This window comes from Mycobacterium liflandii (genome assembly GCF_022354805.1).
Classification (GTDB): domain Bacteria; phylum Actinomycetota; class Actinomycetes; order Mycobacteriales; family Mycobacteriaceae; genus Mycobacterium; species Mycobacterium marinum.
The window spans coordinates 6,087,923-6,104,510 of record NZ_CP023138.1; the positions used below are offsets into that span (position 1 = coordinate 6,087,923).

At 65.1% G+C, this 16,588-nt stretch carries 17 protein-coding genes; 5 read left to right on the plus strand and 12 right to left on the minus strand.

The genetic code is table 11. The annotated features are described in order from the left end of the window. Position 1 precedes the first annotated feature (1 nt). Complete coding sequence (locus tag CKW46_RS27195) at positions 2–1,492, minus strand: WS/DGAT/MGAT family O-acyltransferase (RefSeq protein WP_482052612.1); 1,491 nt, start codon at positions 1,490–1,492, stop codon at positions 2–4. A gap of 210 nt (positions 1,493–1,702) precedes the next feature. Between CKW46_RS27195 and CKW46_RS27200 the strand changes: the two genes are divergently transcribed. Then, positions 1,703–3,340 (plus strand): DHA2 family efflux MFS transporter permease subunit, encoded by a 1,638-nt coding sequence (locus CKW46_RS27200; RefSeq protein WP_083866545.1) that lies wholly within the window; start codon positions 1,703–1,705, stop codon positions 3,338–3,340. A gap of 41 nt (positions 3,341–3,381) precedes the next feature. Here the strand turns inward: CKW46_RS27200 and CKW46_RS27205 are convergent, their stop codons facing one another. Further along, entirely contained in the window at positions 3,382–3,789 is a 408-nt protein-coding gene (locus CKW46_RS27205; protein ID WP_231389787.1) for a hypothetical protein, read from the minus strand. Positions 3,790–3,996: 207 nt separating this feature from the next. Between CKW46_RS27205 and CKW46_RS27210 the strand changes: the two genes are divergently transcribed. Together CKW46_RS27210 and CKW46_RS27215 are read left to right on the plus strand one after the other, a co-directional pair. Beyond that, on the plus strand, positions 3,997–4,383 hold the full coding sequence (locus CKW46_RS27210) for a hypothetical protein (RefSeq protein ID WP_015357332.1): 387 nt from the start codon (positions 3,997–3,999) through the stop codon (positions 4,381–4,383). Positions 4,384–4,502: 119 nt separating this feature from the next. Further along, positions 4,503–4,766: a type II secretion system F family protein gene (locus CKW46_RS27215; protein WP_012396487.1), complete on the plus strand. Its 264-nt coding sequence runs from the start codon at positions 4,503–4,505 to the stop codon at positions 4,764–4,766. A gap of 68 nt (positions 4,767–4,834) precedes the next feature. Here CKW46_RS27215 and CKW46_RS27220 read toward each other — a convergent pair whose 3' ends face one another. From CKW46_RS27220 to CKW46_RS27230, 3 genes are all read right to left on the minus strand, one after another. Continuing rightward, on the minus strand, positions 4,835–5,710 hold the full coding sequence (locus tag CKW46_RS27220; RefSeq protein ID WP_499018554.1) for an alpha/beta fold hydrolase: 876 nt from the start codon (positions 5,708–5,710) through the stop codon (positions 4,835–4,837). 104 nt (positions 5,711–5,814) lie between these two features. Beyond that, positions 5,815–6,504, minus strand: a complete 690-nt coding sequence (locus CKW46_RS27225; protein ID WP_015357334.1) for a GAP family protein — start codon at positions 6,502–6,504, stop codon at positions 5,815–5,817. An 82-nt stretch (positions 6,505–6,586) separates the two neighbouring features. Then, the gene (locus CKW46_RS27230) at positions 6,587–7,744 is read right to left on the minus strand and encodes a TDT family transporter (RefSeq protein WP_117436677.1); all 1,158 of its coding nucleotides are present in this window, start codon (positions 7,742–7,744) and stop codon (positions 6,587–6,589) included. Between the two features lie 203 nt (positions 7,745–7,947). On the opposite strand from CKW46_RS27230, the gene CKW46_RS27235 reads away from it, so the two are divergent. Beyond that, positions 7,948–8,190 (plus strand): hypothetical protein, encoded by a 243-nt coding sequence (locus tag CKW46_RS27235; RefSeq protein WP_011741697.1) that lies wholly within the window; start codon positions 7,948–7,950, stop codon positions 8,188–8,190. Between the two features lie 55 nt (positions 8,191–8,245). On the opposite strand, the gene CKW46_RS27240 is transcribed toward CKW46_RS27235, so the two are convergent. Both CKW46_RS27240 and CKW46_RS27245 read right to left on the minus strand, forming a co-directional pair. Then, entirely contained in the window at positions 8,246–8,989 is a 744-nt protein-coding gene (locus tag CKW46_RS27240; RefSeq protein ID WP_117436657.1) for a DUF2510 domain-containing protein, read from the minus strand. Positions 8,990–9,057: 68 nt separating this feature from the next. After that, positions 9,058–9,750 (minus strand): LppP/LprE family lipoprotein, encoded by a 693-nt coding sequence (locus tag CKW46_RS27245; RefSeq protein WP_482052613.1) that lies wholly within the window; start codon positions 9,748–9,750, stop codon positions 9,058–9,060. A gap of 262 nt (positions 9,751–10,012) precedes the next feature. On the opposite strand from CKW46_RS27245, the gene CKW46_RS27250 reads away from it, so the two are divergent. Then, positions 10,013–11,548: an LCP family protein gene (locus CKW46_RS27250; protein WP_015357337.1), complete on the plus strand. Its 1,536-nt coding sequence runs from the start codon at positions 10,013–10,015 to the stop codon at positions 11,546–11,548. Positions 11,549–11,554: 6 nt separating this feature from the next. Here the strand turns inward: CKW46_RS27250 and CKW46_RS27255 are convergent, their stop codons facing one another. The 5 genes from CKW46_RS27255 to CKW46_RS27275 all read right to left on the minus strand — a co-directional run bounded on the left by CKW46_RS27255 (position 11,555) and on the right by CKW46_RS27275 (position 16,530). Continuing rightward, entirely contained in the window at positions 11,555–12,346 is a 792-nt protein-coding gene (locus tag CKW46_RS27255; RefSeq protein ID WP_011741700.1) for an SDR family NAD(P)-dependent oxidoreductase, read from the minus strand. A gap of 3 nt (positions 12,347–12,349) precedes the next feature. Next, positions 12,350–13,183, minus strand: coding sequence for an SDR family oxidoreductase (locus CKW46_RS27260; protein ID WP_482052614.1), 834 nt, complete (start codon positions 13,181–13,183; stop codon positions 12,350–12,352). A 91-nt stretch (positions 13,184–13,274) separates the two neighbouring features. Then, positions 13,275–13,517, minus strand: a complete 243-nt coding sequence (locus tag CKW46_RS27265; RefSeq protein ID WP_482052615.1) for an acyl carrier protein — start codon at positions 13,515–13,517, stop codon at positions 13,275–13,277. Further along, a complete protein-coding gene (locus tag CKW46_RS27270; protein ID WP_482052616.1) occupies positions 13,514–15,163 on the minus strand; it encodes a fatty acyl-AMP ligase in 1,650 nt (549 codons plus the stop codon). The genes CKW46_RS27265 and CKW46_RS27270 overlap by 4 nt, the downstream gene beginning before the upstream one ends. 140 nt (positions 15,164–15,303) lie before the next feature. Then, on the minus strand, positions 15,304–16,530 hold the full coding sequence (locus CKW46_RS27275) for an aminotransferase class I/II-fold pyridoxal phosphate-dependent enzyme (RefSeq protein ID WP_499018559.1): 1,227 nt from the start codon (positions 16,528–16,530) through the stop codon (positions 15,304–15,306). Positions 16,531–16,588: the final 58 nt, after the last annotated feature.

The following is a 16,588-nucleotide window of genomic DNA, read 5'->3' on the forward strand; positions in this document are numbered from 1 at the left end:
GTCAGTTCACCGCGGACGACGCCGCGGGTTCATCCAGCTCGTCGAGCGCTTCCCCGGTATAGACGGCAAGCCGCTGCAAATGTGGCAACGTGTCGCGGCAACCGATGAACCCGAAGTTCAGTGTCCCGGCATAACTCTGCAAGGTGACGTTGAGCGCTTGGCTGTGTGCCTCCAGGGAGACCGGATAGGACGCCTCCATCCGGCTACCCCGCAGGTAGAGCACTTCCTGCGGCCCGGGAACGTTGCTGACACAAAGGTTGAAGGTGTAGGGCAACGGCGGCTTCACCCCGGTGAGGGTGCTGGCCAGCTGGATGCCATAGGGCACCATCAGGGCCGCGCTGTAGGCCAGGATCGCGTCGCGGTCCATGTTCTTCAGCTGAGCCTTTGCCATCCGGGTGGACGCGGTGACCGCTCGCAGCCGCTCCACGGGATCGGCGATGTCGGTGCCCAGCGTGGCCAGGATGGTCGCGACAGCGTTGCCGCCCCCCTCGTCGTCCTTGGGCCGCACGTTGACCGGTAACACGGCGATCAGCGACTTGTCGGGCAGCTCGCCAAGTTCGTCGAGGAAGCGCCGCAAGCCGCCCCCGATGATCGCCATCGCGACATCGTTGACCGTCGCATCATATTGAGCCCCAATCGCTTTCATCCGCGCCAGCGGGTATTGCTGGGTGGCGAACCGGCGGTTGCGGCTGATCCGGGTGTTGAGAATGCAGTGCGGAGCCTGCACCGAGCTGACCAGGTCGCGGTACTCGTTGTCGCTGCGCAGCTGGGAGTTGACCAGCGCCCTGGTGAGGTCGAGCGAGGATCGTCCCGCGCTGGCCACCGAACCGAGCACGCTACCCACCCCGCTGACCATGCCTCCCAGGCCCTTGACCACGTCGCCCAACCCGCTGAGCACATTGCCCGCCCCACCGATCAGGCCGCCGCCGGCGGACTCTTCGGTGTCGGCGGGCGCCGGGCCGGGGGTGGGGATGTTGAAGAACAACGGGTGCGTGGTGTCGTGTGGGTCGGCGGACAAACTGCGGGCCAGCATTTTCTGGCCGGTGTAGCCGTCGATCAACGAGTGATGCATCTTGATGTAGATCGCGAACCGACCGCCTTCGAGGCCTTCGATGAAGTGCATCTCCCACGGTGGACGCCTCAGGTCCAGCGCGTGACTGTGCAACCGCGACACCAGGATTCCGAGTTCACGCTCGTCGCCCAGGCTGGCCAGGGCGGAGCGCCGCACGTGGTAGTCCAGGTCAAAGTTTTCGTCGTAAACCCACGATTGGGTGGGGCTGTAGAGCAAGTCCGGGTGGCTCAGCTTCAGGTTCCACGGTTCCACAACCTCGTTGGCCTTGCTCTCATCGACGAGTTGTCGCAAGAAATCCGCGGGCGCGTCATCCGGTGGTGTGAAGGGCATCAGGGCACCGACGTGCATCATGGTGCTCGGCGACTCGGAGTAGAGAAAAAACATGTCTTGCGGGCCCAGCCGCTTGGCGGTCTTGCTCACCGATTACTCCTCGCTTGGTTGGCGCTCCGGCAAGGCGAGCTGCCGAGGGCCGTCGTGATGTGTGGGCCGGTCGGATGGTCTGGCGGCGACACACAGCCTTTCCAGATTTCGACCGTAGCCCACCTGGGCGGCACAAATCATCGGTGTCAGCGCACTGGCGACCAGATAATTTCGACGTTGGGTCGGCAGTTCGGCGGATACAGTGAACCGATGCGCCGCCGGGTGGGTCGGTTGCCGCGCGAGCCAGAGATCGGTGACAGCACGCACGCCGCGGGCGAGTCGCGTCTGGGCGATGACGGTCGCCCCGACGCCCATCCCGTCAGGCTGGACGCCGAACTTCTGATGACCACGGCGACGTGCCTGATGCTCCCGGTGATGGTCACCCTGGATACCACGGTCGTCAACGTGGCTCAGCGAACGTTCATCGAAGAGTTCTCGTCCACCCAGGCGGTGGTCGCGTGGACATCGACCGGCTACACCTTGTCGCTGGCCTCGGTGATCCCGCTGACCGGCTGGGCGGCGAATCGGCTCGGCACCAAACGCCTGGTCATGGGTTCGGTGCTGCTGTTCACGCTGGGATCGTTGCTGTGCGCGATGGCATCGAGCATTACCCTGCTGGTGGCCTTCCGCGCGGCGCAGGGCCTTGGCGGCGGAATACTCATACCGCTGCAGCTCATCATTCTGGCGCGCGCGGCGGGTCCGGCCCGCTTGGGCCGGGTACTGACGATCAGCATGATCTCGGTGTTGATGGCCCCGATCGCCGGGCCCATTCTGGGCGGCTGGTTGATCGACGCGTTTGGCTGGCAGTGGATCTTCTTGATCAACCTGCCGATCGGAGCCCTGACCTTGATACTGGCCGGGTTGGTGCTGCCCGGTGACGATTCTCTGCCCGCGGAGTCGCTGGACCTCGTGGGCATGGCGCTGCTGTCCCCGGCGCTGGTGCTGCTGCTCTACGGGCTATCAGCGCTGCCGGCGCGCGGCACCATCGGCGACCCGCAAGTCTGGCTGCCGACAACGGTCGGCTTGATCCTGATCGGCGGTTTCGCGCTGCACGCCCTGCACCGTGGCGACCACGCGCTGATCGATCTGCGACTGCTCAAGAACCGGGCCGTCGCGGCGGCCAACGCCACCCGATTCATGTTCGCCGTCACCTTTTTCGGCAGCTGCCTGTTGTTTCCGGCGTACTTCCAGCAGGTGCTCGGAAAAACACCGCTGCAGTCCGGGCTGCTGCTCATCCCCCAGACGCTGGCCGCTGCCGCGGTGATGCCGATCGTGGGGCGGCTGATGGAGAAGCGGGGCCCGCGCGATGTGGTGTTGATGGGGACCGCGTTGACCGTGGTCGGCATGGGCATCTTTATCTATGGCATGAGCCGTGAGCACGTGCATCTTCCGGCGCTGCTGATCGGGCTCGGCACGTTCGGGGTGGGTACCGCCGCCATGATGGTTCCGGTGTCCTGGTCGGCGGTGCACATGCTGAATTCCAGCGAAGTCGCGCACGGCTCAACGCTATTCAACGTCAACCACAACGTCGCGGCGTCGGTGGGCGCGGCGCTGATGTCGGTCGTACTCACCAGCCGATTCAACGGCAGCGCTGACATCGCGGCGGCCAACCGCGCGGATGAGATCCGCGAACAGGCGCTCCGGCAGCATCTGCCACTGGATGTGTCCAACCTGCCGCCGCGGATTCGAACCCCGGGGTTTGCCGAGCACCTCACCAAAGACTTGTCGCTGGCCTACGCCGGGGTCTTCTTGCTCGGAATGATCGTGGTCGCGACAACAGCCATTCCGGCGTGGTTCCTACCCAAGCGCCCCGCCCCGCGGATCGAGTTGTTGCAGGTTGAGCCATAGCGCACCACCGTGGGGCCGGCGCGGCCCGAGGGCCGGGGGAATCAGCTAGCCCCGGACTCCGGGGGCTCCGTCATTTTCAGGATTGCCGCGGCCAACGGGTAGTCAGCGCCCTCGCGCTCCTCGATGTAGCGACGTATTCGTTCATTACCGAAAAACGAGGCCCCCGCCTGTTCCATGTACTGGCGCATCTCTTCGATGTCGAGCAGGATCAACTCATCCTGCCCGCGCCAGCCGAACGCAATCTGTAGCACGCGCGAGGAGACGTCGAAGTACTCCCCCACCGCGATCAACTCCGCGTAGCTGGGGAAATCGTCAGCATCCTTACGCCGTGAATAGGTCGCCTTGGGCAAGTTGAGCGCGGAACCGATTTCACTATCTGGAACGTCCCGGTTCAACAGCCACTCTAGGACGCGGCCAAGGTCCTTACCTGCGGGATTCAACCTCGGCACCCCACCAATGTATGGCTTGTTTTGGAATGAGTCAACTTTGGCGCAAATCTGAGCCCGCATTCCAACGCAAGGCACAATTTGCCCGTTTTCGATCCTTACTTCCAATTTTGGAACCGATGTCATACAGTAGCGACGCGAGGGTCCACTGCGGCACAGAAGACCGCCACAGGAAGTGGGATCCTGAAACGACAGATCGAGGCCAATCTCATGACGGACGCCGCAGCGACCTACAGCCACCCACTGCCGGCAACGCGGTGCCTGTCCACTGGGCGGCTGTCGCGAGTCGTCGTCGGTATCGCGGCTGGAGTGACGCTGATCGCCTCTGCACCCGCATACGCGGACGCCGGTGAAACGACGGGCCCGTCCTACCGACTCGGCTACGACAAGGCCGTGAAAGACGGCCGCTTCACGATCAGCCGGATGCAGGCAATGGGGTTCCCGGCCGACTCGATCATCGTCTGCGGCCAGGTGCACAAGGTCTGCGCCAACCAGCTGGCGGCCGTGCAGCAGGTCCGGGACGTCTACGCCCCCGACTTCCTGCGTGGTTGTGCCAGCGGCGTACAGACTTTGGTCAATGCCGGCATTCCCAGCTGACTAGCCAACGAGCCCGCGGGTTCGGTGCCACACCCGTACTGGCACGAGGTCGACCAAAAGGTCGTCATTGCCACAAAAAAATAGACGGTTCGGCTGGAAAAACACCTAGGATTTTCAGAGTGGCCCTACCTGAAGCATCTGAAGCGCTCGACAGCACGCTGCGCGACCTCAAGGCCCGCATCGCTGCCTTGGAAGCGTCGCGGACCAGCTACGAGGAAATAGTCGACGCGATCAAGGCTTTTGGCCAAACCCAGCAGATGCTCGCCGACGTACTCAGGGCATACGGCGGCGACATGCGCGGCACCGCCGAGGACTCCAACGAGCGCATCCGCAAGCTGGAAGCATCCGTTGCGGAGATCAAGAAGATGCTGACCCAGGGCTAGCAGGCTGACCTCATTTCCGGTCTGCCGCGGGCCTGTTGGCCAACCGCTCCCGAGTAGCCAGGGATCGATCACCCAGCGTCGAGATGGCGGCTCAGAAAGTCCAACACGGCCGCTGCGAAGATGTCGTTGCGGTCGCCGGCGACCATGTGCCCGGCGCCGCGGACATCGGTGAACTCGACATTCGGGAAGCGGGCAAGAAATTCCTCGGCTCGCTCCTGACTGACCAGGTCGCTCATTTGCCCCCGAATGAGCAACATGGGAACGCCGCCGCGCAGGATCGTGTCGACGGCGGCGTACAGCCGATGAGGCTCGGTGACTTCGATGGGGGGAAAGGCGGCGGTGCCGCTGATGAACCGCGGATCCCAGTGCCAATACCACCGATCGCCGCGACGGCGCAGGTTGGTGGTCAGGCCCTCCAAGTCGGTCGGCCTGGGTCGATGGGGGTTGTAGGCGGCGATCATATCGGCCACCTCATCCAGCGAGCCGAACCCCGATTCCACCCGCTCGACCATGGACGCATGTATCCGACTGGCTCCGGAGGGATCCATGTTCGGCACGATGTCCACCAGAACGACGGCACTGGCAATGCCCGGCGAAAGTTCCCCGGCCAGCAGCATCGACGTGAACCCGCCCAACGACGCGCCCACCAGAACCGGTTGCGGGGGCAGGCCCCGCAGCACCTCTTGAATATCCGCGGCGAAGCTGACAACGCGATAGTCCCCGTGCGGTGACCAGTCGGATTCACCATGCCCACGCAAGTCCACGGTGACCGATTGCCAACCCCGCTCGGCCACGACGGCGGCCACTCGGCCCCACGAGCGCCGAGTCTGTCCGCCGCCGTGCAAGAACACCACGGCACGTCCTCGCGGGTCACCGCAGCGATCTGCCACGATGCGAACGCCATCGGGCCCCTGAACCGAGAACCGCTCGGGTGCAGTCGCCACCAGCTGATACTAAGACGCTCTAACGTCGAGTCCGAGTCCGAATGCGAGCTCTCGAGGCTCCCCGAGCAAGCCACACACCCACCCGCGTGACCAGGGCGGATCCCCTACAGCGCGTGAATTCCGTTGTAGAGCACCATCACACCGATCAGGATCAAAACGGCCGCGAGCATCCCCGCGTGGTTCTTTTCCATCCATTCCTTGAGCCGATCCAGCGAATCCTCCAGACGGCCACCCGCACCCACGAAGGCCAGGATCGGACCGGCCACCGTCGATGCCGAGATGGCGACGAAAATCGCACCGCAGACCCATCTCATCGCGACACCGAGCCCACCGGTGCAGATCGCCAGTCCAGCCGCCAGGCAAATGATCACCACCTCGGGGCGCACCAGCACCAACACGGCCGCGGTTATCCCGGCGCGCCGTGGCGTGATGGTGGCGAACGACCGCATCCACCGTGGTGATTCGACCTCCCCGTGCCGGTTCAACCAGCGGTAGATGCCGAACAAGATGAGCAACGACCCGACGACGATCCGAGCCCAGGATGCCCAGGCGGGTGGGGACCTACGCAGACCACCGAACAGTTCCGACCCGGCGACAAACATCGCCGTCACCGCTATCAGCCCCAGCACCCAGCCACCCAGGAACGCCAGCCCCGTCGGCCGGGGGCGCGGCGCATGTAGCACCAATACCGCCGGAATGATGGTTATTGGCGAGACCGCGATCACCAGCGCGAGGGGAACGAGGCTGGCCAGCACTGAGCCGGAATTTCCTGTCACGGGCAGCAATTTTCGCATCGACCGGACGCACCGACCATGACAACGCGCCCGGCCCCCCGATATTCACGCCAACCCTCAGGCCGGCGACAACAGAATTCGTTCAGGGAACCGGACCCTTGCTGGCCTTGACCGGCGCAGAGCTGGGCGGCAGGTTGAGCAGGTTGCCACGCAGACTCCCGCGCACGGTCCGGATAGCCACCAGCACCCAGGTGGCCAGCAGGCCGGCGTAGGCAGCGGCAGCGGCAGCGGCGACCCGGAATGCCGGCAAATGCGTATGGAGAGCCAGCTGCGACGTGCCGGTGACAAAGGTGCCGACCGGAAAGGTCAGGCTCCACCACGTCAGGGCGAACGGCATGCCCCGGCGCAGCGTGCGCACCGTCAGCGCGGTGGACAGCGCTATCCACAACATCGCGAAGCCCCACACCGGGACGCCGAAGATGATTGCGAACGCCTGCATGGTCTCCGCCAATTCGTGGTCCACCGCGCCGGTCGCGGCGGCCGCCCCCAAAAGTCCGGCGGCGGTGATGGATTGCCCCAGGGGTCCCAACACGATCCACAACGTGGGTACTCGCGCGGCGCCCGAGGTGCCGTACAACACCAGCCGGCTCCAGATCATCGCGATGATGTTCAGCGACGCCACAAACGACAATCCGAACATCGCGTAGCAGCCGTAGAGCATGGTTTCGCGGCCGGATCCGGCCGGCATATGCGGTAGCAGCAATGCGCCGGTCGCGGCCGACACCATCGGCGGGACCACCGGCATGAGCCACCCACCGAATGCCGCATCGGGCTCGACACGGTGCTGGGTGAACATCAGGAACGGAATGCTCACCGCGGTGAACAGGCCGCCGATGGTGCCCGCGGTCCACAACACCCAATCCAGGTCGACGGCGAGTCGCTCGCCGATGAGGGGCCCGCCCGCCAGCACTGCGCCGGCACCGACCGTCATGAGCGCCATGGGGGCAGCTCCGTAAAAGTGCGCCATCTGCGGATTGCGGGCGTGACTGCGCGCGACGGTGGGGTGTCGTAGCCAGTGGCCGCCGACCAGGACGATCAGCGCGAGAAGCAGCGCCGCGGCGATCACCCAGACGACTTGGGTGAAGGCCCGCAGCCCCACCACGTGGACGGGCAGGGTCGCGCCGGCGACGGCCACGATTCCGGTACCCATGACCGAGGCAAACCAGTTGGGCCCGATGTTGCCCAGCACCTCGACGCGAGTATGCGGCGACGGCGTACCGGACGAATTTGTAACGGCCATAGCTGAGAAACCTAGTGCCGAGTTCGCTTCGGCGCCGCGCGGCGCCGCAACTTGCGCGCCCGTGCGGCGGCGGCCGGTACGGGCGGCCAAACCGCCGGCCGGCCGGACTGCGTAGGGCAAATTGCCGCCACGACCGTGGTGCGTGAGGGTTGAGCGCGAGCCGAATACACTGCCTGCAGTGATGCTCCGGCGAAAGGTTCGCATTGAACAGAGTCCCGGTTGCGGTCTGCATTGCCGTCGTGCTTTTGGTTGCCGCGTTCGCCATGCCTATCAAGCAACGGTGCGGCGCACCGGGCCGCAGGTGCGCTACCGCAGTAGACGCACGTGGCTGTGTTCACCGTTACTACGAAGTCGAACCATTCATCATTTTTCTCATTGAACGCGCAACGGGCTCGAATATCCCCTTCTACTACACGTCGGGAGAAGAAATCGTGAGGGTCCAATAGCCCTCGCTCGAGGCTCGACGTCGGTCACGAATGCTTGCCGACCACAACGGATTCACTAGGTACAAACTTGCGACGCGAACTCCACCGTGGTGGTCGACGGTGTGTTGAATTGTGAGTCGACGGTCAGCGTGGGAACCACTAGTTGGTTTTCGATTCCCAGTCGCTTGAGGTCGAGGTTGATTTCAATGGTGTCGGGCGCGGTTCTGCGGGCATTGGTGTCTCGATCCGGCCGCATGGTCACGTCATTCCCGTTGGACGTCAGGGTGGCGGTGATGGCGAGGTCGTCGGTGTCCTCTTCGGGACCCAGCTCGACGAACTTGCGGCCGTTGTTGGCAACGCTGAATGTCAGCACATAGCCCACGAACCCGGATGCATGACTACCGCTGGGTGACTGCGGCAACGGTTCGGCGAACCGAATCACCAGCTCGAGTACGCCCGCGCTGAGATGTTCGACCTGCACCGCGGCCACGATGATCTGGTCCGGCGGCTGTGGCCCCTCCTGTATGCGGCATTCGAGATGATTGGGCAGTCGCGCCCAGTTGTCGGGCGGCGATTGCAGCCAAAACGCAACGCCGATTCCCGCCGAGATCAGCACGAAGGCGATGGGCAACAGCAACCGCAGCGCCAGCGGCATCGCCGACCATCCCCGGCGCACACCGTCGACAACGGCCGCCAGCGGCGAGCGCGCTATCCCAGCGTCTGCCCGACAGTGCTCAGTCCAGCGCTCACCGTCCCAATATCGTCGTCCCCCGGAACCGCCGGGATCGGCATACCATCCCGCCGGCGGTGAAGTCGGCACCCGCACGCTCCATTCAATCGATTCAAACGTCAGGAACTGGTCAGCTCAAACCGCGTCGGCCGGCCAGATCACGGTGGCGAATCCCATGGGTCTGGCGGCGGATCAAGCATCTGCACGTGGTCACCCTGCCACTGAAACCCGACGACGGTCAGCACGCCATCCTCGCAAGCGTCACAGCTCTGCCTGGACCGATACGTGAGGACCACCAGATCGTCGGTGGATGCCGGAGCTTCCAACTGGGTGAACGGGTATGCCTCGGGTGTCGCCGTCCCGACGAACTGCCCGCGATGAAACATCAGCGCCTCGTCTGGCGAGCTGCGAGTCGCATCGACCACCGTCACCACCACCGCGGATAGCTCCGCGCAGAGGTCGTAGTCGCTGAATTCCGGGGTGGGGTTCCACGGCCTACCGGTCTTTTTATCCGGGGGCAGCGTGGCCAGCGCCGCCGCCTCATCCGGGCCGCATGACCCGGGCGGCGCGCTGGTGGGCGATGTCGCGACCGGCGTCGTGGCCGACGTCGTGGCCGGTGCGGTGGCCGCTGTGGTGGCCGGCGGACTCGCGGCCGGCTGGCGCCTGGCCGAGTACGCGATGATCGCCACCACGCCGACGCACACGGCGGCGACCAGTGCGACGACCAGCCAGATCACCCGGCCGGATCCGCCCCGCACTCCAGGTTGCGACGACGGTGGCGTGGTGTCGATGTTGTCGGACGGCTGATAGACCGGTGGCGGCCAGTTGGGGTCGATCTCGCCAGAAGCCATATTTCCCGGGGTCCCCCAATACCCTCCAGACACCTGTACGGTACTTCCGAGTTTGGCGAATTGTAGCCAGAACATGCAGGTAGGGGAATGTCGCGGCCGTGAAATCAGCGCCACGCCGGGGGTGAATCTGCCCACATCAGAGCTTCTGGAGTAGGGTCCACACAGCAATCTGCCGCATACTGGACGGCATGCATCGAGCGACGTCCCCGCAAACCGCTGGCCAAGCGTCGGTCGGTGGGCCGGTAGCGGACTAAGGCTCGTAATGGGACGTACCAAAGCCCGGCATCGCGCTGTTCGAAAACCGTCACCGATCCGCCGGCGGGTGTCGCGCACCCTGATGACCCTGGTGTCGGTGGTCGCGCTGGGAATGACCGGGGCCGGATATTGGGTGGCTCACGGCGCGCTGACCGGCATCACCATCTCCCAGGCCCTGACTGCCGAGGATCCGCGATCCACCGGCAACAACATGAACATCCTGCTGATCGGGCTGGACTCACGTAAGGACCAAGAAGGCAACGACCTGCCGTGGTCGATCCTGAAGCACCTGCACGCGGGTGATTCGGATCAAGGTGGTTACAACACCAACACGCTGATCCTGGTGCATGTCAGCGCCGATGGAAAAGTTGTCGCCTTCTCGATCCCGCGTGACGACTGGGTGCCGTTCACCGGCGTTCCCGGCTACAACCACATCAAGATCAAAGAGGCTTACGGGCTCACCAAGCAGTACGTCGCGCAGGAGCTGATCGATCAGGGCGTGACCAGCCAGCGCGAACTCGAGACCCGCGGCCGCGAAGCCGGCCGGGCCGCAACTTTGCGTGCGGTGCGCGCTCTGACCGGTGTTCCCATCGACTACTTCGCCGAGGTCAATTTGGCGGGCTTCTATGACCTCGCCCAAGCCCTGGGCGGCGTGGAAGTCTGCCTGAACCATGCCGTTGACGACTCCTACTCGGGAGCCGACTTCCCCGCCGGCCGCCAGCGCTTGGATGCCGCCCAGGCGCTGGCCTTTGTGCGCCAGCGCCACGGTCTGGACAACGGGGACCTGGATCGCACCCACCGCCAGCAGGCTTTCCTGTCGTCGGTCATGCGCGATCTGCAGGATTCGGGCACCTTCACCAACCTGGACCGGCTGGACAGCCTGATGGCGGTGGCACGCAAAGACCTCGTGTTGTCCGGGGGCTGGGATGAGGACCTGATTCGCCGCATGGGTGAGCTGGCCGGAGCCGACATCGAGTTCCGGACGCTGCCGGTGGTGCGGTACGACAACATCGACGGCCAGGACGTCAACATCGTCGATCCCGCGGCGATCAAGGCCGAGGTAGCAGCGGCCATCGGCAGCACATCAACCGCCGCCACGGCGACTACGACGCCGGCCAAACCCAGCCCGTCCACCGTCGTTGACGTGGTCAACGCGGGCAGCATCAGCGGGTTGGCCAGCCAGGTGTCCAACGCACTGCGCAAGCGCGGCTATACCACCGATCAGGTCCGCGACCGCAAGTCCGGAGACCCGGCGGCCACCACGATCAAGTACGGCCCCGGTGCGCAGGCCGACGCGATGAACCTGGGCACCCTGTTGGGTATCGACGCCCCGAAGCAACCGGATGCCAGCATCGAACCCGGACATATCCAGGTAACGGTGGACACCAACTTCTCGATGCCGGCGCCCGACGATTCCGACGACGACACAACCACCTACCCCAAGCCCAACGCGTACTACAACGGGGGCGACGACAGCTCCAGCTATCCGGCGCCAGACCACGGACAGCCGATCGACGGCGGCGGAGTTCCCTGCGTCAACTAGCCCGAGTCAGGCGTGAGTTCCGCCATCGATGCGGATTTCGGTGCCGGTGATGAAGGCGCCATCCTCGGATACCAGCATCGCGATCACGCCCGCCACGACGGAGGGATCGGCCATTCCGGCGCCACTGGAGGTCTCGGTGGTCGGCAGAATCGGCATCAGCCGGGTGAACAGCGACCAATTCGCGTCCGCCGGGATGTACCCGCCGGTGGCGTCGGTGATGCCGGACTTGATGCTCCCGGGCGCCACGCACACCGCTCGTAGGCCGTCTCGGGCGTACTCGAGGGCCAAGGAATGGGTGAACGCCTGGACTCCGCCTTTGCTGGCCGCGTAGGCGGCCATGTACGGATGGGCAAACGCGGCCGAGGTGGAGCTGAAGTTCACCACGGTGCTGCGCTGATTGTCGAGCAGCGCCGGCAGTGCTTCCCGGACCACCAGAAAGGTGCCGGTCAGGTTGACCGCGATGATCTGGTTCCACTGTTGGATGCTGGTTTGATGCGTGTGCGCGGCACGCAACATCCCGGCGGCGTTGACCAGCGCATCCAGACCGCCGAGCGCCTGGACCGCCGCGCCAACGCCGTCGACCACCGACTTCTCGTCAGCGACGTCGATCTGGCACGTGGTGAGTCTGGCGCCGGTCCCGGCCTCGGCTGTGCGCGCCTGGGTTCTGGATAGGCCATCCGCATCGATATCGGCGCCAACCACCGTGGCCCCCTCGTCCAGTAGCCGCAACACCGTGGCCTGGCCGATGCCGGAGCCGGCGCCGGTCACCAGGATTCGCTGTCCAACCAGTCGAGTCATGGGTCAGACCAATCCGCGCAGTGCGTCACGGCCGAACACCGGTTCCAGCATCGCCGAGAAGTCCGGGCCGCGCCGCAGCATCTGGCCGCCGTCGACATTGATGACCTGTCCGGTGACGAAGCTGGCGGCATCGCTGAGCAGAAACATCGCCATGTTGGCGACGTCCTCGACCTCACCCTGGCGGGGCAGCGGCGTGCACATCGCGTAGTCGGAGCTCAACTCCGCGGACTCGGTGATCGCTGCGACGAGGTCGGTGCGGATCAGGCCGGGGCGGATGCTGTTTACCCGCACCCACGACGCGCCGAGCTCGTCGGCGGCCAACTGCATCAGGTGATCGACCGCGGACTTGGTGACACCGTAGGCACCGAACCAGCGATGGGTATTGCTGGTCGCAATCGAGGAGATGCCGACAAACGATCCGCCGCCGCCTCGCACCATCTCTCTTGCGGCGTGTTTGAGGACGTACATGGTGCCGTTGACGTTGAGGTCGACCGTACGGCGCCAAGCTTCGGAGTCGACCTGGGTGATCGGTCCGATGATCTCCGATCCGCCCGCACAGTGCACCACTCCATGCAGCCGGCCGTGCCAGGCGGTAACCGCATCCACCGCGCGGGCGGTCTCGTCCTCGTTGGTGATGTCGGTGGGTTCGTACCGGATGGCGCCGCCGTTGGCACCTAACGCTTCGAGTTCCTGTACCGCGCCGGCGAGCTTGTCGGGGTTACAGCCGACGATCATGACCGAGGCTCCGGCCGCGACCAGCCCGGCGGCCACTCCCTTTCCGATTCCGCTACCGCCGCCGGTGACCAGGTAGGTCCGGTCTTGGAACGAAAGCTGCATCTGGACCCCTCACGCCAAAACTGAAACAGGTTCTAGTCATCGAACCATGCACCATGATCGCCGCTGCGGCTCCCCCCGGCGCGCGGACCGACTACGCCGTCTCGCCCACGTGCCGGCTGACCCACCCGATCACTTCGCCCACCGTCTCGAGCGGGATTTCGGGATCTTTGACCCGCATCTGCAGGCGGTTCTCCAAGGCCGCGACGAGTTCCATCTTGCGTGGCGAGTCATAGCCCAAGTCATCAACCAGATACGAATCGACGGTTACCGGTGCCATGTGGTCGGGCGCCAGCGACGCGATAACGGACAGAATCGCTTGATCGAGTGGATTCATGCTGGACTGACCTCTCCGAAGAGTTCTCGTGCCATGACGTGACGGATCTTGCCCGACGCGGTCTTGGGGACGTTACCCTTGCCGACCAGCAGCACCGTCGGGCTCAAGCCCGTTGCGCCGCGCACATTCTGGGCGATCTGGCGGCGCAATTCCCGGCCGTCCTCGATGGACGGGTCCGCAACGGTCTCGGCGACGATCCTGATCTCCTCGCGCCGGTCGGCCAGGGTGACCCCGAACGCGACAACACCTCCGCGCCTGATGCCGTGGACCGACGCGGCCAGCCGCTCGATGTCGGCGGGAAAGATATTGCGGCCGGCGACGATGATGACGTTCTTGCGGCGCCCGCACACGACGATTTCGCCGCCCTCGGTGAGATACCCGAGGTCGCCGGTGAAAAGCCAGCCGTCCGGGTCCACGGCGGCGACCTCTCCGTCCGTCGTGAGGTAGTGACGGGCCACGGCGTCGCCGGCGATCGCGATCTCGCCCATGCGGCGCGGCGGCAGGTTGCTGCCGTCGGCGGCGACGATCCGCACCTCGACCCCGGACATCGGGGGCCCCAGCGTCACGAACTGTTTCGTCGGCCCCCCGCAGGAGCACGCCGGTAGCGCCAGACCCCGGTTTTCCAGTTCCTCGACGCACACCGACTCGGTCGTGAGCGGATTGTCGACAGGCGAAAACGACACCGCGACGGTCGCTTCGGCCAGACCGTAGGCGGCGCCGAGCGCCGTGTGGCGCAGTCCAAAGCGCCCGGCTTGCCGCGCGAACTCCGCCATGGTCGCGGGATCGATGGGCTCCGCACGCGTGACGACGCAGCGTAGGGCACCCAGGTCGTAGGTGCCGTCCTCGATCGCGCTGAGTCGGCGGCTGATGATCGAGTACGCGAAGTTGGGCGCCGCGGTGATGGTGGCCCGCCGCTCGGTCAGGATCTGCATCCACTTGAGCGGGGACACCACAAACTCCGTCGGCGTGATGTAGACCGCGCCGTTGCCGGCGAACATCGGAGAGATCAGGTAGGCGATCAGCCCCATGTCATGTGACAGCGGAAGCCAACTCGCGGTGATGTCGACCTCGGGGTCCAAATGCACCTCCGCCGTCATGGCTGCGACGTCGGCGAACAGGTTGCCATGGGTGATCGCGACGGCCTTGGGATCTCCTGTCGATCCCGATGTGAGTTGGTAGAGCGCGACGTCGTCCTCGCCGGTCGGCTCCTCGGTGGCCGCAAGTTCGGGCCAGCTCTCACCTATCTCGATGACGCGGTATCCCGCCGCACGCAAGGTCTCGGCCGCAGCAAGGAAAGGCTCCCCGATGACCACCCAGCGGGTGTCCAGCAACGCCAGCGCGCGCAACGTACCGGCGTGCCACCCGGCCAGATCGGCCTGCGAGGTCGGTTGCTGCAGCATCGTCATCGCGGCGCCCAGCCGCCAGATGCCTTGTACGACGGGAGCGACATCCTCGGGCCTGGCGGCCAGCACGGTCACCCTGCTGCCGCGGGTGACTCCCTCCGCCGACAACCGGCCCGCAACCCGCACCGCCGTCTGATGAATGTCGCGCCAGCTGGCAAACCGCAATCCACCCGCGGCGCCGAAGTGCAAACCCCGCGGGGAATTGCTAGCGGTCGTTGCGATGGCGTCGGTAAACCTACTCATATTCCTGCCGCTTCCCATCTTGACGGACTAGCACCTGAGCGGTTATCGCGATTTCCGAAGATTGCGCGCGAACGAGCATTGTCGATTGAATTTCTTGATACCAAATTGTTAACATCAGCCAGCAATTTGACACTCAGCGATCATTTGTCTCGTACGCCAAGCACGGCGGCGGCAATGACTTCGACCGCTCGCTCGATCTGGGCCGTCGAGTGACCCGCCGACACGCTGCACCGCATCAATGCCTCGTTCTCACCGACCGCGGGCGGAAGCGCCAGCGCGCAGAAGACACCATCGTCGAAGGCTCGGTTCCACGCGGCGATCGCTTGGCTTTCCCGCCCGATCCAAACCGACACATGCGGTGCCATCGCGCCCGAACCGTCGGCCCGGACTATCCCTCCTCGCACCTGCAAGCCCTGTGCGACCAGACCGTCGCGCAGGGCTTGGGCGTTGGCCAGGACTGCGGCGGCGCGCTGTGCCCCCTCCGGGCCGCGAATGATTTCGATCGCCGCAGCGCTTGCGGCCAACGCGGCCGGCGCGGCCGTTGCGGTGAAGATATGGGCATTGGAGTGCAACTTGAGCACATCAATCAGGTCTTGGGATCCAACGATGTAACCGCCGGTGGAGGCGATCGCTTTCGACATGCCGCCCATCAACACGTCGACATCCTTGGCACATCCGAATTCTTCGGCGATTCCGGTGCGCCGCGACCCGAAGACGCCGACGCTGTGCGCCTCGTCTACGAACAGGCCCACGTTATATTTGCTGGCCAGCGCCGCAATGCGGGCCATCGGCGCGATGTCGCCCTGCATCGAGTAAAGCCCGTCGACGACGATGAGTTTGGTGCCGCCGCGGTCAGCGGTGCGGATCAGATTGCGTTCCAGCGCATCGAGGTCATTGTGCGCAAAGAACCGCGAGCTGGCCCCGGACAGCCGGATGCCGTCCTGGATCGATGCGTGCGCTTCGCTATCGGGAAACGCCAGATCGGTGACGCCCAACAGGGCGGTGAGCGCGCCCACGTTGGTCAGGTATCCGCTGTTGTAGACCAGCGCCGCCTCGGTTCCGTACCAGTCGGCCAGTAACTCTTCGAACTCGACCTTGATCTGCAGCGTGCCGCAGAACGGAGGCGCCCCCGCACACGAGGGCCCGTAGCGCTCGGTCGCCCGATTCGCCGCCTCAACCAAGCGAGGGTCGCCACCTAGGCCCAGGGAATTGTTCGAGGCGAACATCACCCGGGGCTGTCCTTCGACGACGGTGGTCGGCCCGGGGGCGGACTCCACGGTCCGAAAGAACGGCAATTCCATGCGAGCGCCGTAGTGCCGGAAGGCGGCCAAGCGACTGTCCCGCTCTACCCGCGCGTGCAGGTTCAACCGCGACGTATTAAGCATGCGTGTAATTAGACACCAAGTTAGGCCACTTAAGGGATGC